Source organism: Bacteroidota bacterium (assembly GCA_016713765.1).
GTDB lineage: Bacteria > Bacteroidota > Bacteroidia > AKYH767-A > 2013-40CM-41-45 > Pollutiaquabacter > Pollutiaquabacter aromativorans.
In genome coordinates this window covers 457,069-483,110 of record JADJON010000001.1, presented here as the reverse complement: position 1 = coordinate 483,110, position 26,042 = coordinate 457,069, and the positions used below count along the sequence as shown (strand labels likewise).

General features: G+C 41.3%; 14 protein-coding genes. 2 read left to right on the top strand and 12 right to left on the bottom strand.

Features of this window, described 5'->3' with window-relative positions:
- The first annotated feature begins 33 nt into the window (after nt 1–33).
- Both IPJ96_01955 and IPJ96_01950 read left to right on the top strand, forming a co-directional pair.
- A complete protein-coding gene (locus IPJ96_01955; GenBank protein ID MBK7909111.1) occupies nt 34–969 on the top strand; it encodes a tyrosine-type recombinase/integrase in 936 nt (311 codons plus the stop codon).
- Entirely contained in the window at nt 966–2,096 is a 1,131-nt protein-coding gene (locus IPJ96_01950; GenBank protein ID MBK7909110.1) for an IS91 family transposase, read from the top strand. The genes IPJ96_01955 and IPJ96_01950 overlap by 4 nt, the downstream gene beginning before the upstream one ends.
- A 472-nt stretch (nt 2,097–2,568) precedes the next feature.
- Here IPJ96_01950 and IPJ96_01945 read toward each other — a convergent pair whose 3' ends face one another.
- The 12 genes from IPJ96_01945 to IPJ96_01890 form a co-directional block, all read right to left on the bottom strand.
- Nucleotides 2,569–4,473 (bottom strand): cation-translocating P-type ATPase, encoded by a 1,905-nt coding sequence (locus IPJ96_01945; GenBank protein ID MBK7909109.1) that lies wholly within the window; start codon nt 4,471–4,473, stop codon nt 2,569–2,571.
- A gap of 23 nt (nt 4,474–4,496) precedes the next feature.
- Nucleotides 4,497–5,771, bottom strand: a complete 1,275-nt coding sequence (locus IPJ96_01940) for an efflux RND transporter periplasmic adaptor subunit (GenBank protein MBK7909108.1) — start codon at nt 5,769–5,771, stop codon at nt 4,497–4,499.
- 65 nt (nt 5,772–5,836) lie between these two features.
- The gene (locus IPJ96_01935) at nt 5,837–10,198 is read right to left on the bottom strand and encodes a CusA/CzcA family heavy metal efflux RND transporter (GenBank protein MBK7909107.1); all 4,362 of its coding nucleotides are present in this window, start codon (nt 10,196–10,198) and stop codon (nt 5,837–5,839) included.
- Nucleotides 10,199–10,884: 686 nt separating this feature from the next.
- Nucleotides 10,885–12,426, bottom strand: coding sequence for an IS1182 family transposase (locus tag IPJ96_01930; GenBank protein ID MBK7909106.1), 1,542 nt, complete (start codon nt 12,424–12,426; stop codon nt 10,885–10,887).
- Between the two features lie 437 nt (nt 12,427–12,863).
- A complete protein-coding gene (locus IPJ96_01925; GenBank protein ID MBK7909105.1) occupies nt 12,864–16,595 on the bottom strand; it encodes a M4 family metallopeptidase in 3,732 nt (1,243 codons plus the stop codon).
- A gap of 7 nt (nt 16,596–16,602) precedes the next feature.
- Nucleotides 16,603–16,944 carry a hypothetical protein gene (locus IPJ96_01920; protein MBK7909104.1) on the bottom strand — a complete coding sequence of 114 codons (342 nt, stop codon included), beginning with the start codon at nt 16,942–16,944 and terminating at the stop codon, nt 16,603–16,605.
- Between the two features lie 889 nt (nt 16,945–17,833).
- A complete protein-coding gene (locus IPJ96_01915) occupies nt 17,834–18,580 on the bottom strand; it encodes a hypothetical protein (protein MBK7909103.1) in 747 nt (248 codons plus the stop codon).
- A 129-nt stretch (nt 18,581–18,709) separates the two neighbouring features.
- Nucleotides 18,710–19,564 (bottom strand): cupin-like domain-containing protein, encoded by an 855-nt coding sequence (locus IPJ96_01910; protein MBK7909102.1) that lies wholly within the window; start codon nt 19,562–19,564, stop codon nt 18,710–18,712.
- An 11-nt stretch (nt 19,565–19,575) separates the two neighbouring features.
- Nucleotides 19,576–20,925, bottom strand: coding sequence for a TolC family protein (locus tag IPJ96_01905; protein MBK7909101.1), 1,350 nt, complete (start codon nt 20,923–20,925; stop codon nt 19,576–19,578).
- Between the two features lie 10 nt (nt 20,926–20,935).
- Nucleotides 20,936–24,007, bottom strand: a complete 3,072-nt coding sequence (locus IPJ96_01900) for an efflux RND transporter permease subunit (protein MBK7909100.1) — start codon at nt 24,005–24,007, stop codon at nt 20,936–20,938.
- 2 nt (nt 24,008–24,009) lie between these two features.
- The gene (locus IPJ96_01895; GenBank protein ID MBK7909099.1) at nt 24,010–25,041 is read right to left on the bottom strand and encodes an efflux RND transporter periplasmic adaptor subunit; all 1,032 of its coding nucleotides are present in this window, start codon (nt 25,039–25,041) and stop codon (nt 24,010–24,012) included.
- Between the two features lie 88 nt (nt 25,042–25,129).
- Nucleotides 25,130–25,723, bottom strand: coding sequence for a TetR/AcrR family transcriptional regulator (locus IPJ96_01890; GenBank protein MBK7909098.1), 594 nt, complete (start codon nt 25,721–25,723; stop codon nt 25,130–25,132).
- Nucleotides 25,724–26,042: the final 319 nt, after the last annotated feature.

Sequence of the window (26,042 nt, the reverse complement as noted above, 5' to 3'; positions counted from 1 at the left end):
CTCGTAGAAGGTTTTACCACAAACATTCTATGCATGAAGAACAAATCTGAAAAACAGCCCTACAGGACGCTGGTAAAACAAGCCTGTTTAAAAGTACAGGGATTCGAGGATTTTTACAAACGCCTCTCGCGCAAGATCCGTATTGCGGGCAAGAGTCCCAGTACGCTGAGCAATTACACGCGCTACCTGGCCCAGATGGCCCTGCACTTTGAGTGCGTGCCCACGGAACTGGACACCGAACAGGTGGAGGAGTACCTGGAGATGATGCTCGATCAGCACGACACGCCTTCGGAGTCTTATTTCAAGTTCGTGGTGTACAGCCTTCGATTCGCCTTCAAGGCCGAAGGGCTGGACTACAAGCGGTTCACCCTGCCCAGCATCAAGCGGGATAAGAAACTGCCGGTGATCCTGAGCCGGGAAGAGATGCGCCGGCTCTTAAGGGCACCGGCCTTACTCAAGCACCGGCTGCTCATCGGCCTGCTCTATGGTTGCGGCCTGAGGTGTATGGAGGTGCGCAGCATCCACATCCGGGACCTGGACCTGGATCGGCGACTGCTGCATGTGCGCAAGGGCAAAGGGCGCAAAGACCGGTATGTGCCCCTGGGTGACCTGCTCTGTCGCGGGGTGCGCAGCTACCTGGAGGCGGAGAACCCGCAGACGTTCCTGTTCAACGGCAAGCCCGAGGGAAGGAAAGGCGGCGACTTCGACAGCCGTTACTCCCAGCGCGGGGTGCAGTGGGCCGTGCAGCAGGCGGCCAAGACCGCCGGTATCCAAAAGGACATCTCGGTGCACACCCTGCGGCACACCTATGCCACGCACCTGCTGGAAGACGGGCTGGATATCGTCTCCATCAAGGAACTGCTGGGTCATGAGCGCATCGAGACCACGATGGTGTATCTGCACGTGGCAAAGCATGGTCGCAAAGCGCCCTTCAGTCCGCTGGATACGCTCTTCACTCCCGGGCAGTGAGGCCGGCCTGCGAAGTAGCGCAGGTCATACGGCAACTAGGGGAACAGGTTGAGCGCAGCAAGCAGCTCAACCACTGGCAAAAGCGCACGCTGCGCCTGATCCGGGACTGCCGCACGGCAGCCCTGGGCGGTCACCTGGACCAGTGTCCGGGCTGTTCCCACCTGCGCATGAGCTACAACAGTTGCCGGAACCGCCACTGCCCCAAGTGCCAGGGGCTGGCGCGGGAAGACTGGGTGGCAGCCCGCAAGGCGGAGCTGTTGCCGGTGCCGTACTTCCACGTGGTGTTCACCCTGCCCGGGGAACTCAACCGCCTGTGCCTGTACGCACCGGAGCGGGTCTATGACGCGCTCTTTGCCACGGCATGGAGCGTGATCGACTCCTTTGCAGGGGACGGCGTTCACCTGGGTGCGCGTACGGGCATGATCGCCATATTGCACACCTGGGGCCAGAACCTCTCCCTGCATCCGCACCTGCACTGCATTGTGCTCGGCGGAGGCATCTCTCCTGCCGGCTATTGGAAGCGGGCCCGCTCCAAGGGCCGGTTCCTCTTCCCGGTAAAAGCCCTGAGCCGGGTGATGCGTGCCCGGATGGTGGCCGCGCTGCGCAAGGCCTTTCCTGGAGAAGACCCGCAGCTCTTCCGCGCGCTCTTCACCAAACCCTGGGTGGTGTATGCCAAGCGTCCTTTTGCCGGGCCCGGGGCGGTGATCGACTACCTGGGGCGTTACACCCACAAGATCGCCATCAGTAACAGCCGACTGATCAGTTGCGATGCGGAGCGGGTGCGCTTCCGGTACAAAGACTATCGGGATGGCAGTACGAAAAAGGTGATGGAGCTATCGCCGATGGAGTTCATCCGGCGTTTTGCGCAGCACATCCTGCCCAGAGGTTTTGTGCGCATCCGGCACTACGGCATCCTCTCCAGCCGCAAGAAGGCCGTGAGCATCCCGCAGATCATCCTGCAGTTGCAGGGAAAGATCATCTCCCTTACCCGGTACCAGCGCAGCAAAGCCCCGGCGGTGGTGTGTCCCTGTTGTAAAAAGCTCCTGATGAGAACCATCCTGCGGTTCGACCACCGGGGCCCACCGGCGCGTTACCGAAACCTCACGACCTCATCCGAACCTCAATGAAAAAATCACCTGCACGACGGGCCGGGATTGTATTGCCCATCCATCAAGATCTGCCGACGATAACGATTACTGATAATGCTTTTTGCATCCTGACCCCCTGGATCCGGTACCGATGATCACCTAAGCCTGATCAGCACGGGAACTAAACCGGCATACGCAACACATTGAAACCCCATAGTCACCTGCACAGCGCCGCGAAAGCGGGGTTCCGTGCAACTGCGGCTTCATTGTCCGTCCTCCGGACGCAACGAAGCCTTAGTTGTTATCAGCTGCCCTTCTGTCTGTCCGAAGTGTTGTCGTTGTTGAATATACACTAAATTGTCCACGTTGTTTGCGGTCTGGTCTGCGGTGCACGGGTGCGGTTGCTTGCACTCTCTTTTGCTTTTGCTGCGTTTGCCTGTGTGTGGTTGCAAAAGCAAATGTGAGTGCAAATGAGTGGGTTTTGTATGCACTGTCATTACGATTGCAGGTTTCAATGTCCGCTTACAATTTTATTTTCAAACTTCATCAAATTCAAACTTGTCAAAATTACTATAAGTGTTACTCCAACGTCTGCTGCAATAGCGAAAACCAAATTGCTGTAACCAATAAAGGCAAGCGTTATGAAAATGAGTTTAACTGCTATTGCTCCAATGGTGTTGAATTTTATTCTGCGTAAAGTTTTTTGACTTAACCGAATGAGAAACGGAATGAGTGAAAGTTTATCGTTCATTAATGCAATGTTTGCGGTTTCTATGGCGGTGTCGCTTCCTGCTGCTCCCATTGCTATGCCTACGGTGCTTTGTGCAAGGGCTGGTGCATCGTTTATGCCATCGCCTACCATTGCTACAAATTTATATTGCTGCAATAGTTCTTTGATTTTTTCGGCTTTGTTTTCGGGTAGCATATTGCCGAATATTTTTTTGATGCCTACTTGCTGTGCTACATAGTTTGCTGCTTTTTCGCTGTCGCCTGTAAGCATTACAGGTTCTATGTTCATAGCTTCTATTTCTTTTAACGCTGCTGCACTGTCGGGTTTTATTTCGTCCATCAATCCAATAATTCCTGCAACTCCATTGCCAAAACTTACTACTACACTAGTTTTGCCTTGGGCTGAAAGTTGCTCTACAATTTTTAGTGCTTCATTGTCTATGGTTTGAGTTTCTTGTATAAAATCTAATTTGCCTACATAAATTGTTTCGTCCTCACACACCAAACATTTTGCAGTTGCCCCTTTGCCCATAATGCTTTTGAAACCTTCGGTTTTGTGTGGTTCAAAACCTTCCTTCTTGCTTGCATCAACTATGGCTTGTGCCAATGGGTGTTCGGAAAATATTTCTGCTCCTGCGGTGCAAGCCAATAGTTCTTCACGGCTTGTTCCGTTCAATGGGAAAATATCCGACACGATTGGATTTCCAAAAGTGATGGTTCGTGTTTTGTCTAATGCAATTGCTTTTATTGATGCCAATGCTTCAATATATTTTCCACCTTTAACTAATGCTCCTTTTACTGATGCGTTGCCTATGGCTGCATAAATTGCAACGGGTGTAGAGATGACTAATGCACAAGGACAAGCAATAACTAAAAGTGTAATTGCCTGTTGTAACCAATGGTTAAAATCTAATTGCATTGCAAATACGGGAATTACAAAAACTAAAATTGCCATTGCAATAATGGACGGTGTGTAATACTTTGAAAATTGCTGAATGAATTTTTGAGTTTCACTTTTGTTGCCTTGTGCTTCAAATGTTAGGCGAATGATTTTTGAGAAAGTTGTATCAACAGAAAGTTTGGTTGTTTCCATTTCTATGAAACCATTTTTGTTTAGCGTTCCTGCAAATAAATTATCGCCTATGCGTTTGTCTTTAGCAATTGGTTCGCCTGTGATGGCAGCTTCATCAACCATTGTTTCGCCTGAAATAATTTTGCCGTCAAGCGGTATCATTTCACCTGCTTTGACTTGAATGATTGTGCCGACTGCAATTTTATCAATAGCCACATTTGCATTTTCAGTTTTTACAAAAGCGGTCTTGGGTGCTTTGCTTACTAATTCATCTAATGCAGATTTTGAATTTTCAATTCCTATATCTTCTAATCGTTCGCCTAAAACATAAAGCACTATTACAACTGCTGCTTCTGGATATTCGCCCAAATAAAATGCTCCGATAACGGCAATAGTCATTAGTAAATTGATGCTGCTGAATTTGAGTTTGATGATTGCTTTTACTCCGTTCCATAAAACATTGTAGCCAATTCCTAAAATAAAAATGGCGAAAAAAAAAGGTGCATAAGGCATTGGTATGTGTATGCCGATGATAGAAAGAATTTCTAACGCAACTACTATTGTGATTGCTGAAAGAAGAAAAAGGAATTTTTTATCGTTGATTGGTAACTTCATTGTATGATTATTTTAAAATTTAATTAATGTTCGTGTGCTTCACCTTTGTTGTTCATTTTAGCCAAAATAAAAAATGCACCGTTCACAACAACTTTACTGTTTGCTGGAATATCTTTTAGCAAAGTAATTTCGCTGTAACCCACATCGGTAGTGCCTTTTCGGATGGGGATTTTTTCAAAGGTTGTTCCTTCTTCGTTGTGTTCGGGTTCTTCTTTTTCGCTGTGCTCGTGTCCGTGTTCATCGTGTTTGTGTTCGGCTGTTTCGGTTTCACTGTGGTGTTCTTCTTCGCTGTGAGCATCGGTTACAATAAAAATATAGTCCTGCCCTTCATGGTTCACTATGGCGTTAGTAGGCACTGCATCAACTGTGGCGTTTTCCAGACTTACCAATGCAGTAATGCTCATTCCGTCAATCAATCCTTGCTTGTTTCCTTTTACCATGGCGTGAACCGAAATGGCTTTGGTGTTTTGCTCAAATGTGTTGCTAATGGCGTAAACATCGGCATCGTATTCTTTGCCGGGATTATTGGTTAGTGTAAAATGTATGGTTTGCCCAACTTTAAGTTTTTGTAAATCTTTTTCATACACATACAAATCCAGATGCAGTTGGCTGTTATCAACTATTTCGGCAATTGGATTGTTGGCATCAACATAACTGCCAATGTTTACCAATACGTTACTTATTGTGCCGTTTATAGGACTTGAAATATTTACAACGGATTGAATGTTTTCGCTTGTGAGTGAATTAGTATTTATTCCTATCAATTCTAACTGTTTTTGCAAACTTGCTTTTCGAGCCTTTAATGTTTTCAGTTCTGCATCGGCTGACTGCAAATTTTTCAATGCTCCTGCGTTGCCTTGTTGCAATTCTTTTTGTCGGGCAAATTCCAATTGTGCCAAGTCTGCTTTTGATGAAATGCTTAAAAATTCTTCCTGCATTGTGATGAAAGAATTGTTTGAAATGGTGGCAATGGTTTGTCCTTTACTTACCGAATTACCTGTTTGCACCAAAATAGATTTAATCACTCCCCCCAATGATGCTGTTGCATTTGCACGGTTTTGATTAGGAACTTTTAAAATTCCATTGGCTTTGAGTGAAGCGGTTAATTGTTTTTTTTCTATGCTTCCCAATTCAATTTTTATGGACTTCATTTGCTCGGCTGTAAGCATTGCCGTGTTGGTGTTTTCGTGTTCATCGTGATGCTCGGTTTCTTCCCCTTGCGTTTCCGTTTTATTGCTGTTGCAGGATGCAAATACTATTGATGTTGCAATGGCTGCTATAAATATTATATTTTTCATTTCTGTGAAATTTTATTTTTTAATTGGTTTATTTTTTCTTGATGGTATTAAAGAGAACGCTTCGCTTAGTTGTTAGTTAAGAAATTGATATTGATAATGGACTGATTGATTTGATTAACCGATTGCAGATAATTTAACTGCACATCGGTAGCGGTTTGCAAGGCTTGTAAGTATTCAATATAACCAATGTCGCCACTTTTGAAACCCACTTTTGCTGTGCTGATAATTATTTCGGCATTTGGCAAAGCGGTGGATTTGTAATAATTGTATTGCGACAAATTTTGGTTGTATTGCTGAAACGCATTTTGCAATTGGTTTTGTAAAATTAGTTTCCCGTTGTCGGCTTCTTTTTGCAATGCTTGCTGTTTGTAGTCAAGCGATTTTATTTTTGAAGCATTGCTGAAAAACGTAATCGGAATACTTAAACCCACATTAAAACCCTGAAAGCGTTTGCTGCCGTCAAAATTTACATCTACTCCGTTAATGCTTTGCACTCCGATTAACGACTGGTTGAAATAACCCACATTAAAATCAGGCAATGTAGATGCGGTTTCTAACTTTTTGTTTTGCTCGGCAATTACTGCTTGTTGATACAATACTTTAAGTGATGGATTATTGGCAATAAGCGTAGTGTCAAACGAACTGCTTAAAACAAGCGGTTGCCAATTTTCATTTACTATTATTGTAAAATCTTCGCTTGTATTCATCAGCGTTTTCAACGAATTGTAAGCCGTTGCAAAATCTGTTTCGTTTTGTTTAAGCAACTGCGAAAGTTGTCCCCGCTTGGTTTCGGCTGTGGTTTTCTCCAACAAATTAGTTTCGCCTGTTTTGTATCGTAACGCTGCCGCACTTACAAAATCGTTATACAAACTGTCTAAAGATTGTAGTTGCCTTTTAGTAGTTTGCAAATACTGCAACTGATAAAACCAGTAATTTACCTGTGCTTTTATTTCGCTGGCGGTGGCTTGCTGTTGCAACTCACTACTTTGCAGTTCGGCTTTATACAAACTTGATTTTGCAGTGAAATAGGTCGGGAACGGAATACTTTGCGAAACCTGAAATGACTTGTCCTGATTGATGCTATTGTATTGCCCAAACTGGAAATTGACATTGGTTTTTGGCAATTCAAACACCGATTTTTTCAAAGTAGTTGACGATTGCACATTGAGTTGTTGCGATTGAATTTCTAAATTATTTTTCAATGCGGTGCTTATTGCATCCTCAACGGAAATGGTTTTTGTAGTTGACGTTTGAGCATTGGCAGCATTGAAAGAAAATAAAGCAAAAACTAAAATTGCTGTTGCGGAAATTATTCTTTTTGACTTCCCGATTTTAGAAAACATCGCATACAACAAAGGCAAAACAAATAGTGTTAAAAAAGTTGCTGTAAGCAAACCACCTATTACAACAGTTGCCAAAGGCTTTTGCACTTCTGCTCCTGCACCGTGCGAAAGTGCCATTGGTAAAAATCCCAAAGAAGCAACAGTAGCGGTCATCAGCACGGGTCGCAAACGGATTTTGGTTCCTTCTTTGATACGGTCTAAGATGTCCGTCATTCCGTCTTTCTCCAATTGGTTGAATGTTCCAATTAACACAATGCCGTTTAATACAGCAACACCGAACAAAGCAATAAAGCCAATGCCTGCCGAAATACTGAAGGGCATATCACGAATCAGCAAAGCAAATACACCACCAATGGCACTCATGGGGATTGCGGTATAAATTAAGGCTGCTTGTTTTACTGAACTGAATGTGAAATAGAGCAACATAAAAATGAGTGCTAAAGCCACAGGTAAAGCAATCATCAGGCGTTTGCTTGCCGCCTGTAGATTTTCAAAAGTTCCTCCGTATGTGTAGTAATATCCTTCGGGCAATTTCACCTTTTCATTCAATTGTTTTTGAATATCCTCTACAACACTTTCTACATCTCTGCCTTTAATGTTAAACCCTACAACAATTCTACGCTTACCATCCTCACGGCTTATTTGTGCTGGTCCCAATTCCATTTTTATTTCTGCCACTTGTGAAAGTGGAATTTGAGTTCCGTTAGAAGTTGGGATATATAAATGACTTACATCGTCAATGTTGTTGCGGTGGGTGCTGTCGAGCCTAACCACCAATTCAAATTTGCGTTCGTTTTCATAAACTACACCTGCTCCGCCTCCTGCGAAGGCTGTGCTTACAATGTGGTTAATGTCCTCAATGTTCAAACCATAGTTGGCAATTTGCGAACGGTTGTATTTGATTACGATTTGTGGAAGTCCTGCCACTCGTTCAACACTTGGTTCGGTTGCACCATCCACACTTTGCACAACAGCGTTTACCTTATTGGCATAAGACAAAAGGGTGTCCATATTTTCACCAAAAATTTTAACGGCTACATCTTGGCGAATGCCTGTCATTAGTTCATTGAACCGCATTTGAATGGGTTGGTTTTTTTCAAAAAATACTCCAGGAATTGTGTTTAGTTTTTCTTCAAACTCTTCTGCCAATTTATCATAAGAAATATCCCGTTTCCATTCGCTTTGCGGTTTTAGAATTATCATCATATCCGTGGCTTCGGGTGGCATAGGGTCGGTGGGCACTTCGGCTGCTCCTGTTTTTCCTACTACCATTTTCACCTCGTCATATTCTTTGATTAGTCTTGATGCTTGCATTGAGGTTTCCAAACTTTGTGAAAGTGATGTGCCTTGCGGCAAAATGCAGTGAAAAGCAAAATCGCCTTCCTGTAAGGTTGGGATAAACTCGCCACCCATTCTTGAAAACAGAAATACGGAAACCACAAACACCGCAACGGTTACACCTACAATTACTTTTTTGAAACGGATGGCTTTTTCTAATAGTGGTGCATAAATACGTTGAAAGAAATTCATCATTCTGTCACTTAGTGTTTCTTTGTGCGAAATGTTTTTGGGTAAAAACGCTGCACACATCATTGGAATGTAGGTAAGCGATAAAATCAATGCTCCTAATATTGCAAAACCAACGGTTTGAGCCATCGGGCGGAACATTTTACCCTCAATACCAATCAGGCTAAGAATAGGAATGTAAACAATGAGAATAATGATTTCGCCAAACGCTGCACTGCTTCGGATTTTAGACGCAGACTGAAAAACTTCTTCATCCATTTCCTGCTGAGTTAGTCTGCCGATAGTTTTTCTCAAACCCAAATGGTGCAAGGTGGCTTCTACAATAATTACAGCCCCGTCCACAATTAAACCAAAGTCAATTGCTCCCAAACTCATAAGGTTTGCACTTACGCCAAATACATTCATTAAACCCAATGCAAAAAGCATTGATAATGGAATGGCAGAAGCTACAATTAGCCCTGCACGAAGATTTCCAAGAAACAGAACTAAAACGAAGATTACTATTAATGCTCCTTCGATTAAGTTTTTCTCGACTGTGCTGATGGCTCGATTTACTAAATCTGTTCTGTCTAAGTATGGTTCTATTACTACATCTTTGGGCAATGATTTTTGAATGGTTGCCATTTTATCTTTGATTCGGCTAACCACATCGGCACTATTTGCACCTTTCAGCATCATTACAACTCCACCAACTGCATCTACTTCACCATTGTAAGTCATAGCTCCATAACGCACGGCACTACCTAAATGAACTTCGGCAACATCTTTAATGAGAATAGGAATGCCGTTTGGATTGGTTTTTACTACAATGTTTTTGATGTCGTCAAACGAACCAATTAAACCCACACCACGAATGAAATAGGCGTTTGGTTTTTTGTCAATGTATGCTCCGCCTGTGTTTTCGTTGTTCTTTTCTAAGGCGGTAAAAATTTCGGGAATTGTTATTCCCATTGCAATAAGTCTGTCGGGATTTACGGCAACTTCGTATTGTTTTAGTTGTCCGCCAAAGCTGTTTACTTCCGCAATTCCTGCCGTTCCGTAAAGCTGTCTGGCTACAATCCAGTCTTGCATTGTCCGCAAGTCCATAGCGGTGTATTTGCTTTCGCTTCCCTTTCTTGGGTGAATGATGTATTGATACACTTCGCCCAAACCTGTGCTTACGGGTGCTAATTCAGGTGTGCCAACACCTTTCGGGATTTTACTTTCGGCTTCTTTTAGCCTTTCGTTTATGAGTTGTCGGGCAAAGTAGATGTTCACTTTGTCGTCAAACACAACAGTAATTACGGAAAGTCCGAAACGGGAAATGCTTCGCAATTCCTCCAAGTCGGGAAGGTTAGCAATGCTTTGTTCAATTGGGTAAGTTACCAACTGTTCAACCTCTTGTCCTGCAAGGGTAGGGCAAACCGTAATGATTTGCACTTGGTTGTTGGTGATGTCGGGAACTGCATCTATTGGCAGTTTGCTTGCACTCCACACTCCCCAAACAATGAGTGCAAGTGTCATCAATGCAATGATGAATTTATTTTTTATGCTGAACGCAATTATTTTGTCTAACATTATTTTAATCAGTTTAATGAATGAATACACGATTACTTGCGGTGCGTTAGCACCGTAAGTAGTTTTGTTTTGTTCCGCTTTAGCGGAACATCAGAAATTCATTAACTGATTTTTGGCGGTTGCCAAATAGACAAATACACCTCTGAAATAAATGAGACGTTGTAAATCGGGAATTTGTCTAACGAAACGGGAACGTGAAGGGCTAAACTGTAATTAGTAAACGAACTACTAAAAGTCTGTCCGCAGCAAGCACACATACAAAAAGGAGAACAATTTTCTGTGTCACTGTCGTGGTCTGAGTGGTCTGTTGTTGCGAAAGTGGATTGGTCGGCACTCTGATATTTACAGTCGTCCTTGTCGCTGCACGGCATAACAGCCAGAGCCAACAAGTAGAAACTGAATATGAGTGTAAAAACTTTTTTCACGAGGCAAATATAGGTAAAATATTTATCGGTTTAGAACAAAACTGTCGGGTTGCACTGGTGCGGTTGGGCAAAATAAAATGTGCTGCAAAAGCGGGTCGGCTTGTGGGTGGCTTTGCAGCTCTTTTTATTTTGCGAAGGGATAGCCAAACGGCTTTGCCGAAAATTGTACTGTCGGTCGGGTTTTGTCTGGCGGTTGATAGTTGCACGGTCGGGTTTTAGGGTTGCTGATAACGTCAGTTCGTGCAACAACTCCCCAAAAATTCAGCACCACCCTTCCCGGACGATAACAGGAACAAGCTGCCAGCACGAATATTTTTGGTATTGCCTTGCATTACGGAGCGCCCTATCCGTAAAAATAGAAAAAAGCAGCCTGGTGAGCCACTTTTTCAACTTCGGCAGGCCTAAAATGTTTATAACCCTCCGAAAATTATAAATGAGATAGATTAATCCGAACTCGCCTTCATTTTTCCGGAGGCCTTTGAGTAGTATGTGATCGTAGCCCCATTGTCGCTTGATGGTGCCGAAGATGTGTTCGATGATTTGCTGGCGCAGGGAATAGGTCGATGTGTTTTCACGCACCCGGCGGTTGTTGCGCTCTACCGCGCCGGCATGTTGAGACCGTTCGATCAGGCGCCCCTTGGGGTTGCGGGTGCACAGGTGTTTGACCGCGCAACTGCCGCAGGCCGTCGTCTTGTAGTGCTTGACTTTGGTTACCGACTCTTCGTACTTCTTATTATACCAATGGCCGGTGGTCTTCAGGATGTGACCCTGCGGACATTTGTACTGGTCCTTCTTCGGGTTGTACCGGAAGCGCTCGCCGTAGTACTCCGGAGTCGGCACGGGATAACTGCGGGGTACTTCCTGGTAGGCTACGATTGTGTAGATGTCTTCCTGCTCACAACCGGTAAGCTGCTCGCCGTTGTGGTAACCCTTGTCCGCCAGTACAGCCACGGCATCCGTATCGCAAATACGCTTGGTTTTCTGCGCCATCGGCAGTAAGGCTTTCCGGTCGTTCTGGTTGGTGACTTCGTATTCAAGGATGAGCTTGTTCCGCTCATCTGCCACCGTCTGTACATTGTAGGCCACTTCGATTACCGACCCGTGCAGGATCATGGTCCGGGCATCGGGATCGGTGGTGGAGATTTGGTCCAGGCCCGTTTCCGCAAGCTGCTTTTCAATGCGCTTGTACTTGCGACGTTGGGCCTTTTGCTTTTTCAGTTTCTCAGCGATCGTGGCTTCTCTGGCCTCATCCAGATCGCCTGCGTTGAGTTCCTCGATGTAAGATTGGATCTTGTTGTCGATGTACTCCAGTTGCCGGTCGATCTTTTTCTGGTTGTAGTTTTTCTTCTTGGAGTTGACCGCCCTGAACTTGCTTGAATCGAGCGCCACCAGCGTTTTCCCGGTCAGGCCCTTTCGGTTGATCTGCCGGACGAAGTGGGTAAACGCATTGCGGAACAGTTTTGGGTTGTCTGACCGAAAGCCGGCAATCGTACGAAAGCAGGGTTGTAGTCCCTTCAGTAACCAGAGCAGTTCGATGTTCCGCTGGCACTCACGCTCCAGCAGGCGAGAAGTCCGTATGCGGTTCAGATAACCGTACACATACAATTTGAACAGATCGGCCGGGTGATACATCGGCCTGCCCTCTTCCGCAGGTTCATTTTCTAAAAATCCCAGTTCTTTCAGCGGCAACGCGTCTACGAATAAATCGATAACCCGCACTTCCGCATCTTCCGGGATCAAATCATCGATACAAGTCGGGAATAAAGTGGCCTGCCTGCGGTCGAATCCGGTTAGGTATTTCATGAAAAGCTGATTATTCTCTCAATATAATCAGCCCCGCCCGGAAACAGATCAAAATTCTTTAAACAATAGGGGAGGGTTTTTGCACAGTCTGACGTTTTGCAGCTACAAGAAGTTGGCGATTTTCACCACAAATGTTCATACGAAGAACGAATGTTTGATTAACCACAAAACTGTCATACGAAGCACTGAACCGCCAATTTCTTGTAGGTGCTGTTATAAGCTGTGGTTCTTTCTACTGTCGTGTCGAAATGCAGATATGTCAAGGGTTTTACTGTCATTTTTTGTCTGTCGGCTGGTGTGTTTGCGATTTAATTTTTGTGAAGCGTTGGGAAATTTTTTGTTTTTCTTTTTGGTTGGAGAAGCAAGCTCTTTTAAAAACTTTGGTCAAGCGTTGGCTCGTGCGGTTTTTAAATGTGCTTGCTTCTGCGTTGACAACCTTAATTTATAACTAATCTTTCCGTATGATAACCGTCTCCAATTTTGAACTTTATCATATAAATCCCTTTGCTTAATTCAGAAGCGTCAATTTGATTTGCTCCTTTATTAATTTTGAATGTCTTTAAAACCTGTTTGCCTAAAACATCAATAATTTCTAAAGTCGCTGAATTTTCAAATCCAGAATTTACTGTAAATATTCCGTCTGTTGGATTTGGGTAAAAATTGAAGTTGGCTTTTAGAAGTGCTTCATCAATTCCTGTGGTAATTGTCGAAGTGTAATTTGCTGTCCAACCTTGTCCTCTAACAGCAGGGTTGCTTAAAAACTCAACATACATACTGCCACCTGTCGAGGTTACAGAGTTGGGAATTGAAGTTCCCGAAAACTGTCCTAAAACTGGTGCTGTATTGTTTGCTCCGTCATAAACAATTACTCCGTCATAGTTTAGCTCGGTATTGAAAGCAGAAAAGGATAAAGTAATCGCAGTCGCACTTGTCGGTTGAATTAACCAAGAACAACTTGTATTATTTGCATAATTATTTGAAGCACTTCCATCAGCAAAAGTTCCACTTTGTGCTGTCAAAGTTGTTGTTGTTCCTGTGCAATATGGATTTTGTGTCGAAGTGTAATATGCAGAAAATCCTTGTTTGTTTTCTTCAAGGTCTGAAATGAAACGAACCAACATACTACCGCCCGAAGAAGTTATTGCAGGAGGCAAATTGCTACCTGTGAACCGTCCTAATAATGTTGCCGAAGTGGTTGTTCCGTCATATACTTCAACTGCATCGTAAATTGTTCCGTCAGAAGCTGCATCTTCAAGCTCAAATGCACTAAAGTTTAAGGTAACGCTTGTAGCTTGTGGTGGTTGAATTAACCACTTACAATCTTGATTGTTGCAATAATTATTTCCTCCACTTCCATCAGTAAAAGACGCATTGTCAGAAGTATTTAGATTTGTTGTTCCTGAACAATAGGCAGAACCTGTAGAAGTGTAATTAGCTGAAAAACCTTGCATTGTAGTCGAATAGTCTGAAACGAAAACGACCAACATTTTACCAGTATTTGAAGTAACTGAACTTGGTATTGAAGTTCCTGAATAAACCGCTAATTGAGTTGCGCTGTTGTCCCAACCATTGTAAACAATAATTCCGTCATAATTTGCTTCGGTGTTAAAAGCAGAAAACGAGAGTGTTACCGCACTTGCACAAGGAGGTGAAATAAACCAATAACATTGTTGATTATTACCGTAGTTACTTCCGCCTGAACCGTCATTAAATGAACCAGTCGGAGTTGAGAGTATTGTCCCTCCGCCACAGCTTGGTGTATTTCCATATGCTTGATAATTTGCTGACCATCCGCCTTCTGTTTGAGTAACATCAGAAGTGAATTTTACACACATTGCACCAACTCCAGAAGTTGTATTAATTACAGGAGGCAATGTATTACCCCACCAAGTAGCTAAAACTGGAAATGTTTCATCAGGACCATCATATACAAAAACGGTATCATAATCTGCTTCGGTGTCAAATGCAGTAAATGTTAATTGAATTTGAGTTGCACCGGCAGGTGCAATTACCCATTTGCAATTTGCATTATTGTTATAGTTTGCCGAACCGCTTCCGTCTGTAATTGTTCCGCTTGGTGCTGTCAAGTTTGTTGTTCCGCTACAAAAGTTATTCGGGTCGTTTCCTATACCTACAGCATACCAAGCTTGTCTAACTGCTGTGTATTGAGTTGAAGGATTTCCATAAAGGTCTTGAGCAGCTTGTAAAGAACCATTATAGGCGTCCAAATGTGTTGCGTTAGGTGATAAATAAGTAATAAGATTTCTATAAGCAATTTGTCTTGCCTGTGTAATACCAATTCCTGTAACTGAATAAGAATTACCTATATCATTTGTTCCTGAGCCTCCTTGACAAAGAAGATAAAACCAAAAATTCTGAACACCGCTATTGGTATGAACACCACCATTATCCTGAGAGGAGCTTGGATTTACCCAGTATTGACCATTATACGTGTCAGGTTGTTGAGCACCATTGGGATTTGACATAGACCGCATATAAGGTTCTCCAATCATTACGTCTTCACCAATGTTCCAGTCAGGATTTACTCCTGAATAAAACTCTACACAAGTTCCAAAAATGTCAGCAAAGGATTCATTCAAAGCCCCTGATTCTCCTTGGTATGTTAGCCCACCATTACCATTGTTGCCTACTACTAAATGTGTGAATTCGTGTCCTTCCACATCTAAGCCAACTAATGGTTTCATAGTAACTCCGTCTCCCATACCATAAGACATTATGTTGTATGGACTTGATAAAGCAGAAGCGTTATTTGGATAACCAGCATTGCCATTTAAAAGAAGCGGATTAACGTATTGTTTAATTACGCTTCCGTTTCCGTCATAACTATTACGATTTAAAGCATTCAAATAAAAATCGTAAGTTTTTTCCATTCCCCAATGCACATCAACAGCAGGGTGTCCCGAATTTGTAATTACATAATTTCCACTGTTTCCACTTCCTGACCAGTTTTGAGTTCCTACACTTGTTGAAATAGAATAACTTCCACCAAAGTCATCACTACTACCAGCATCATAATCCCAAACTTCAACTGTGTATGGTGGATTATTCAAATAAATATTTAGATTGTTATATGTTAGTGCTGGGTTTTGGTCGTTGTAATAATTTGAAGTGTAAACGGTTTGATTAGAACCATCTTTTACTTTAATATAAAGGTCGGGTAACTGGTCAACAAAAGCTGCATACCACCAACTTTGAGCCACAGCCGAAATTGTAAAGGATTGTAACATTGGAACTCCTGTAAATGTTGTTGAAGTGCTTGTAAAATCGGTTGAACCAGTAAATCCGCTTGTTGTTAGATTAGTCGCATTTGTTGCATTATACGTTTCAATTTTTCTTCCATTCTCACGAAGCCTGTATGAACCTGAATAACTATCACAAGTAAGAGATTGGCTACCGCTATACATTGTTTGTCCTGTGCCAGGAACATCTGCGTGTGCAATTAAATTGATTTTGTTTAAAACACTTCCTGTTGTTGCATCAATATAAACATAGCACATTGTAAAAGGATTGTATGAATCAATCCTTACTTTTTGTGCAAATTTTGTAATTGTTCCGTTTTCACTTGGTATTCTTGTAATTACTGTCTCAACTGGATAGTTGTTTATTAAATCCGTTACTTTCAAATAACTTTTAGCGGTTGTTAATGCTTGTTCGTTATTTACAGTTTGAACAGTTTCGATATTCTCGAATTGTGCAACTTGTCCATTTATAGAAGTTAGCTTGCCATTTTTTGAATGAAGCATTACTAAATTTCCTTCAACTAAAAATCCTTTGAAATACTGTTGAAAGTTAGTATGTGTAATTCCTAATTCATCAGTTCTTTCAGAAACTTGTTGAAATGTATGGTTTTGTGATAACCCAAACCAACTTGGCATTTGGCTAACAGCATTTTCTTTTGTCAATCTGTCTTTTTCGAGATTAACCGAGAATGAACCATTTATAATTTCAATTTTTGGTTTGGGCTGTTGAATGCTCATTGTAGTGTTATTGTTCGTTGGAGTAATAACATTGCCTTTAACATTTGAGCTTTTACTTTGGAATGGATTCACAAAGTTTGGAACAGGCTGTTGAGTTTTCTGTCCGAATGAAAGTGAAGCAATAAAAAATGCTCCAACTATTCCGATTGTTTTTAGGTATCTATTTCCCATTTTGAATTTATTTAGTGGTTGTTAATAGTGCGTTATAAAGTTCAATTACTTTTTTGTCAACTGTTGTTGAGCCATAAGCCCAAAGAATTCTGTTAGTTTTTTCTTTTGTCTTTATTTCAATGAATGAATACATATTTTCAGGTTCATTAAAATTTAGGTCTTTCAATTCTTTAGCTTGGTTAAAAAGTTCCAAAGTCTTTTTGGATTCTATTTTTTTTAGCTCTATTTCTTTTTCAAAAAGTTTGCAGTCAGCAGTCAGTTTATAAGTTTTTACTTCGCCAGTAAAACCGCCACCGTTCCCAAAGCTAATTTCTTCAATTCCTGTTTTTACTGCTATTTTACTTGTCATACAAGAGTTGAGCATTACGAATAATAATAGACTGTATATTTTCATAGTTGTAAATAATTTGAGCGTTGATAAAAATGCAAGTGTGTGGGAAGCCGAAGGGTCGGCTTTGTGCGGTTGGGGCTTGCCACACTCTTGCATTGTGTGTCGGCAGAAAAACAAAAAATTGCGGGTCGGGCAAAAATTAAATCTCTGCGTGTCGGTCTGTGAGTTGAATTTTCACAAAAAATATTTGGTCTTGTCTGCATTGTCAAACCGTTACTTTTTTCTATGTCCCCAAAGTTAATGAGGTGTCGTTGTCTTTTTACCATAGCTTATAACGGTTTGCGGCTTGGCGTAGTGGGGGCTTTTCAGCACAACACTTGATACGAAGCACACAGTTCAAATTTAGCACAAATTTTCATACGGAGAACGTCCGCCCCCATTACGCCAAACCGCTGTTACCGGCTGCCCTTCTGTCTTTCGTGGTCTGTCCTGTATTGTCGGGGTTGTCGTGTCGGTCGGTGCGGGTTGGGTATTTTTATTTTTTAGAAGCGTGGAAGAAAAAAATTGAAGTTTTTGGTCGGGCGGAAAAGGGACAAGCTCTTATGCAAGTTTTGGTCTGCGGGCGGGCTTTTGCGGGACTTGCATAAGTGCTTGACCCTGTGCGGTTGCTGTCTGTCTTTATTCCAATGGTTCATTCATAGTTGCCAAAGGAATATTCAAACTGTCCGAATGAAAATTACTGTCCGACATTTCGGGTTCACTGTCTGACGTGCCGAACTTCGGAAATGACATTGAAAATATCGTGTCCGCCAACACTAACTTTCTTGTCGCCACAAGCAGTTTTCTATTCGTCATTGCAAACTTTCCTGTCGCCAAAGCAAAATGTCTGAACGACCTAAGCAACTTTCTATTTTTTCCTTTTCTTAAACTCCAGTCCGCTTACTTGTTTGAATTGCGGACTTGTTGCTCCGAAAACGGATTTTACATATTTCTTTACTTCTAAAGCCGTGTCCACAAGTCCGCTATTGGTGGCGTAAAGTATGCTGTCCCTTGTAATGCGTGTATTACTGTAATTGGTGTAGCTGTTTACAACTCCTGTGTTGGTTGTCTTTAGGTTATTAAGTGTTGTTGTTAAAGTAGAAACCTGCAATTCAGGTTCGTTGGGCGTGTAGCTTGGTTCGCTGCCTACGAGTTCAATCAGCTTGGCAAAGTTCTCAATTAAGCTGTCGAAACTTTGCTGTGAAACGGAAATTGTTTTAGCTGTTTCTGTCGGTTCGTCTTCCGTTATTCCTGCATCTGCTTTGGTTAATTTTCCTGAACGCTTGCCCTGAATTTTGCTGTTGATAGTTCTCGCATCTTTTAACAAAGCGTCTGTTGCTTCTGTTGCATCTAAAGCGTTTACAATTCTTGTCGCTAATTTTTTAAGCGGTTCAAATGCTGCCTGTCGTGCATTGGTTGCGTTGTCAAAAACTATTTTGCTGCTTGTAAGCCCTGCAAGTGCATTTTGTGCATTGCTGTAAAGCGTGTTTAAAGCAGGTAATTGAATTGCTGCTTTTGACGGATTGTAGGCAGTTCCGTAGCCTGTGCAAAATGAGATTAAATCTTCAAAGTTTGCAACATTTTTTGCGTGTCCTGTTTCTGATGTTGATGCCATTGTTTTTGTTTTTAAATGTTAATAATTATTATTCGGTTTTTTAATGATGATTTGCTTGTAAAGTGGTTTCTTCCATAATGGCTATTTGCTTCCACATTTCGCCTACATCTGTTCAGGGAAATCAATTATTTAAGTCTTTTCGGCAGTTTTTATTGCCTGATTGATTTTATACTGTGTCCATTTGTTTTTAGCTACTGCGGTCATCAATTTATCTAAGAGTAAACGAAATGTTACGTTCATAAAACCGTTGTATTTATCTTTTAAACTATGTGCTGTTTTGCGATAAGAAAGCGCATAACCTCCGTCTATATAAACATTGAAATGCCAATAAGCAGAGGGCATAAACAAACTATCTCCCTCGTCCATTACAAATTCATAGCCTTTGATATTTTTTAAAGCAGGATGTTTTTTGTAATCAATGTTGTCAAAATCTACTAACGAAAAACTGTTATACGGTAATTTGTAAATGAAACGATTATACTTCGGTGAAATCAAAATCACTTTTTTACGACCTTTCACTTGTGTCATCAACACGTTGGAATAATCAATGTCAAAGTGCATACGAACCGAAGTTGAATTACCTCCAAAAAACAAAAATCCCATATTGAGTAAACCCGAAAAGATTTTTGGTTTAGGAAAATCTTTTCTTAATTCGGGTTTATATTTAAAACCGTTAAACAAAAACATTCGCAAAGTTGTCGGCTCATTTTTTTCAACGATGTTTAAGAAATCGGCAAACTTCATTTTTAAATCGCCACTTGTAAGAGCCGTTGTTTTTGATTTGATAACAGCGTTATCGTAAATATCAACTTCAATGTTGCCCATTTCTTTTTTGAAAAAATCAATAGACCATTTGCGGTACGCTTCTGTTTTCTTGATAATGCCACCGTTGATAAGCAAAGGTTTTTGAGGAATGAAATAATTTTGTTTAAAATCCTCAGTACTTATATCTTCAACGATGTCAATTTTTAAACTCAAATCCATAGGGTAATTTTTTACTTTCTTCCTGTTACCTGCAAATAAGTAGTAACCGCCAACTTATATTGCGTTTGTGCTTCTGTCAATTTATCGGCTGTTTCAGTAACCAATGCCTGTGCTTCCAATAAGTCGGATAAGGTCACTACACCGCTTTCATAGCCTGTTTGGCTTACTTTAAGATTTTCTTCTGCTTGCAACGCTGTTTCTTTCATAATGGCTATTTGCTTCCACGCTTCGTTTACGTCTGTCCAAGCCTTTTCCATTTGCAGGGTCAATAAACCTTTGGTGTCTTCAAATGTGTTTTCTGCAATTCGTTGTTTTATTTTCTGCTCTTTAATGGCATAGCTACCGCCCCACCAATCAGATATAGGAATAGAAAGGGAAACATAAGCCAATCCATTGGTAAAATTGTTCGCTCCTTTTTCCAACATATTGATATGATAACCTGCCAATCCGACTGCAACGGTGGGCATATAGTCGCCCGTTTTCATTTTGGTTTGTAATTGTGTGGCTTCTACCGATTTTTCTAAAAGTTGGTACTCGGTTCTTTGGGTTAAAGCGTTTTGGTTATCGGTATAGTATTGGTTGGGGTTTTGGCTTACATCAATTACTTCCTGCAATATCAATGTGCCGTCATAAGGTATTCCTATGGTTTGGCAGAATTGCATTGTTACCAATTTCTTTCCGTTCAGCAATTTATTTTTATTGGCTTCCAATTCGCTTTGTTTGATTTGTACTTTCAGCACATCGTTTTTAATAATCAAACCTGCTGTAAAAGCATCATCTACCTGTTTGCGGACACCGTTTAATAACAGTTCGTATTTTTCCAACGTCTTTTGTTTTTCCTGCAAGGAAATCAACAGCCAATATTGTTGCTCGGTTTTAAGCAATATTTCGTTTTCGGTTAGCTGTTGCTGATGTTCTTTTACATCTACATTAAGCTGTGCCAATTTGTTGCCTGTGCTTATTTTACCACCTGCATAAATGGGTTGTGCGATATTCAGCACTCCTATTGCCGAACGTTGCAGCATACTTAATTCCATTCCGGGGAAATAGGCAAACTGCGTAGCTGTGGGCAGGTTGGCAGGATTGCCGTCATATACAGGCAAATTGCCGCCTTCCATTTTGTATTCAATTAATGGATTGATTGCCTGCATACCAAAGACATTGGCACTTACTTTCGGGAAATAGTTGGTGTAAGCATTTTTCTTTATTAGTTGTGCTGCTTCTATTTCCAAAGCACTGTTTTGTAATGCTTTGTTGTTCTTCAAAGCAAGTGCTTTGCTTTCTTCCAACGTTAATGTTGTTTGGCTGTATGCTGTTGCCGATGTAATCAGGGTAACAACGATTATTGTTATTTTTTTCATTTCTTAATTTTTAAGCGTAATTCTTTTTTAATAATTGATTGTACATTACAGGCAGCATATACAGTGTGAGTATCATTGATACCAACAACCCGAAACACACCACCGCCCCAAGCGGTCCCCAAAGGGTAGAGCCGCTTAGTATCATCGGCACAACGCCAACGGCAGCCGCAAATGATGTAAGGAAAATCGGTCGCATTCTGCGTTTGCCTGCTGCTATGGCTGCATTGGAAAGCGACATTCCGTTTTCACTTCTTAATTCTTCTGCATAATCAATCAGGATAATTCCGTTGCGGACAACAATACCCATAAGGCTCATAATGCCTAAGAAAGAAGTTAAACCAAACGGATAACCTGTAATGATTAGTCCTAATGCCGCACCCAAAAAACTTAACGGCATTGTCATCATTACCAAGAAAACCAATTTTGGTTTTTTGAATTGGAACAACAGGATAAAGAAAATCAGCATTACACCTGCAAACAGGGCTTTGGCTAATGGAATATAGTTTTCTACTTCGCTTTCTTCTTCCCCACCATACGTCAGGGTAATTTGTTCGCCCTTGTGTAATTCTTTGATGTCCGTTTTTAAGTCAGATAATACTTTGTATGGCAATACACCACGTTTTACATCTGTACGAACCGTAATTGTTCTTGTGCCATTTCTGCGGATAATTTGCCCTTCGCTCCAATCGTTATTTATTTTTGTTGCTAACTGTCTTACCGGAACGGTTGCACCTGTCAATGGCGATGTTACATTTTGATTGGCTATATCATCAAAACCGTTTTTCTGTTGTGCTTCATTTACCAATTTTACGGTTACAGGATAATCGCCCTCCCATATTGTGCCAATGGGCATTCCCGAAAAACCTGTTGCCAATGATGCAGCTACTACGCCTTTGGTCAATCCCAACCGGTTAGCGGTTTCATCGTTTATCTGTAGGCTTACGCCTTGTCGTGGATTAAGGTAATCTGTTCTTGCCCAAATGACATTTTCGTTCTTTTCCATTACAACCTTTACCTGCTGTGCCAATGTTTTGATAGTGTCTATATTATCCCCGCTAATCCTTACTTCAATAGGTGCGGTGGTACTTAACAGGTCTAATTGTTTCATTCGCACATAAGCATTCGGAAAAAAATTTCTGTACTTCGTTTCGTATTCGTTCAATATGGAAAGGGCATCATCTGCCGTTTGTGTATTGACAACTAACTGAGCATAATTTTTTGAGGGAAAATTCGGTGCATAAGTGGTATGAAAGCGGGGTGAACTTGTACCTACAAATGCCGCTACATTTACCACCCGCTTGTCTTTCATCAGCATTTGTTCCAAGCTGTCAGAAACAAAAGCGGTTTGTTCCAATGTGCTGCCTTCGGGCAAATAGATTTCTACCGCAAATTGGTTTCTATCCACTTTGGGGAATAACTGACGTGGCACTAAGGCAAGAATGGCTATACCTAACGCTACAGAAACAACGCCTGTCAGGATAGTGGTTTTGGGAATACGGAAAGCCCATTCTAATGTACGGTCATAAACTGTCTGTACACTATCTAACAATGATTTTTTCTTCTTTTTACCTTCTTCTTTTTTAATTCCCTTTTTGATGAACACATAACTCATATACGGTACAAGCAAACAAGCTATCAGCAACGATGTAATCAATGCAACTCCAATGGTTATGGGCAATGAACCTACAAAGTCGCCCACCATTCCGTCAAGAAAAAACACCATAGGAATATAGGTAGCTATGATAGCCATTGTTGCGGAAAATACAGGAACAAACAATTCTTTGGCACTTTTCCAAGCTGCATTCCAAGGGGTTTCGTTGTGGTCTAATTTTTCAATATGTCCGTCTAAAACCACAATGGCATTGTCCACCACCATACCCAATACTACAATTAAACCTGCCAACGAAACCGTGTGCAGTTCTACGCCTAACGCATATAAAATACCAATCGTAATGAAAATGGAAATCGGAATGGTTGCCCCTGCAACTGCTGCTACACGGAAAGGCAACAACAGCATTGTAACAATAATTACGGCAATAATGGCAATGCAAAATTCTTTCAGGAAGTGTGTAATGGAATGCCCGACAGCTTGCGGCATATCAGCGATTTTCGCTACCTGCACATCAGGCGAAATTTTACCTTTTAATGTGTGTAAAGTTTCGTCCACTGTTTTACCAAAAGCAACAATGTTGTTGCCGGGTTGCATTTCCAACGAAATCAACAGGCTGTTTGTACCGTTGTTTTTAATGTAAGCGTCAGGCTTTGGATATTCTCTTACTACACGGGCTATGTCTTTTACACGGATAACATTTCCTGTGGGGTCGGTATAGACAATTTGATTTTTGATGTCTTCTTCCGTATTGTAAGTATTGGGAATGTGAATAGGCATAATCTGTTCGCCATTGTCCAACTCCCCGCCATAATATACCGCTCCTTCCAACTGTGCGGCAGCCAATACGCTCATTGGTTTTACGCCATAGTAAGCCAACTTATCATTGTCGGGATAAATGGTAATTTGCTCTTGTGTTAAGCCAAAGTGTTTGACTTTTGAAACCGCCTTTATTTTTCGTAATTCGGTTTCAATAACTTTTAATTCACGGTCAAGTTCCTTATAGGTTTTACTATCGGATTGCACCGTAAGCAAAATAGCTGATGTGTTGCCAAAATCATTGTTGGCTATCAGGGCTAAAACCTGCGGTGGCAACTGCATTTTGAGGTCGCTTAACCCGAATTTTATTTTATCCCAAAAAGCATCAGGGTCTTTTACGCTGTTATTGACTTCTACAAATACAATCAACATTCCTTCTTTGGAAATGGAATAGGTTTTTTCCCTGTTCACTTCTTCAAAGCCATACAAAAAACTTTCTACTTTGGTGGCTAATTGTTCTTCTACCTGTTCGGAATTAGCACCGGGATAAACACCTACAATTAGTCCCTGACGAATAGTAAATTCGGGAAATTCGTTTCTCGGCATTACCATCAGTGAGAACACGCCAAACAGCACGAATATAGATGTAATGATAATGGCTATCTGCTTATGCTTCATAGCCAATTCTATGATATTGAAATTCTTTTTTGTCATAATTACTGAATGATTTTAACAGGTGTACCGTTGTTTAATTTTTGCTGTCCTGAAATGATGATGTTTGCGTTTTGCGGTACTTCGCCTTGTATCAAAACTTTGTTGTCAATCAGGGCAATGGTTTGTACAGGTATCTTTTCGGTTTGTCCGCCTTTTTCAATATAAATGAACTGACTGCCGTTTACGTCTTTTTGCAGGGCTTTATTGGAAACCAATACTCCTGAACGGTTATCTTGTGCTGTAACCTGAACGGAACATATCATTCCGGGCTTTATAGCTCCGTCCGTATTTTGCACTTCAATTTTTACGGGATAAGTATGTGAGAGAATATCTGCCGATACACCGATTTCCTTTACCGTTCCTGTTACGGTTTTATTAATGGCGTTGATACTGATTTGTGCGGTTCCGCCTTTTTTAAACAGGCTTATCTCATTTTCTGAAACAGGAATTTTAACGTAAACAGATTGTATGTTCAGCAATTCCAAAGCGGTTGTTGTCGGCACTATATTCATACCGGGCTGCACATTTTTCTTGCCAATCACACCGCTTGCAGGTGCATACAAGCTACAATCGCTGATACCTTTTTGAGTAATGGCTACGGCTGCTTTTGCCTGTGCCAAGCCTGTTTCCACTTCTACCCATTTTATTTCGGGAAGTGTGCCATTTTCTTTCATTGGTTTCATTCTCCGGTAAGCATCTTCTGCCTGTTGCTGGCTTGCCAAAGCCGCCTGATATGCGTTTTGAGCATTGGAAGCATTGACTTTGGCTAACAACTGTCTTTTACTTACTGCCTGCCCTTCCTCTACAAAAATTTCCGTTATTGTTCCCATTGTGGCAAAACTTAAAGCGGTTGTCTTTTGTGCTTCCACAACTCCTGAATAACCCGACTGAATGTTGCCGTTGTAACTTAACGGCTGTTCTACCTGAACATTGAAAGCGTTATTGCTTTCTGCGGTTGATGTGTTTTCTTTGTGGGTGCAACTTGCTATTACAAGTATTCCCGCTACTGCTAAATAATTGACTTGTTTCATCATCTTGTTTATTTAATTTTACTATTTGACTATTTTCGTTTTTTGGTCAGTTTTTAATTCTAAAAAAATGCTCCGAAAAGCACTTTTTAATTTATTTACCCATTCCTTTAATCAGCATTTCAACAAGTAAATCTGCCTTTTCTGCTAATGTCTTGTTTTTGTTATGTGCAATAATGTCCATTTCTACGCCTCTTATACAACTCACTAAAAGTTCACTTAAAACATCTGTTTCCTGTATGATTTCTTTTTTGAACAAATTGGTTTCAACACCTTTCGTTAAGATAGAACTTATTAGCTTTTTTTCTTCGTTGTCATATCTGTTTCGCAGTTTTGTAAACTCTTGATTTATTCTTCCTTCTAAATCGTTTTCTACGGCAAAACGGTATAGGTTTATTTTTTCCCTCAATGTTTTTATTTTAGTTACAACGTATGTTTTAAGCATACTAATTGCATCTGTTTGTTTATTTACTGCTGTGTTTACTGCATTAAAAAACTCGTCAATTTCAAGATTGATAACCTTGTCAAATATTTCTTCCTTGTCTTTAAAATAATAATACAGAGTGCTTTTACTTTTACCCGCCGCTTTGGCAATATCTTCCATTGTGGTTTTTTTTAAACCATACTGCTGCATTAGCTTTTTAGCTCCATTTATTATATCCTGAACAATAACTTCGTCCTTTTCCATTACTTACACTTTTTGACTAAAAACGTATTTTGGTCGGCAAATATAGAAACAGTTTTTTGATTGTGCAAATTTTTTTTGTTTTTGTAAAAAATAATCTTTTCAAGCCTCTATTATTGGGTGGTGGGTGGGCTTGGCTCTTTTGGGTTTGTGAAGCGTTGGCTTTTGTGTATCGGGCAAACCCAAATGTGCCAATGGCGTGGGTTAAAACTTCAATTTTTTTGTGCGGTGGGAAAAAATAAAAATACAGAAGGGTCGGCTGTCGTGTCGGAAAGTTGGTCGGGTTGGTTGTCGGGTTTGGGTCGGTCGGTTGATGTCTGCA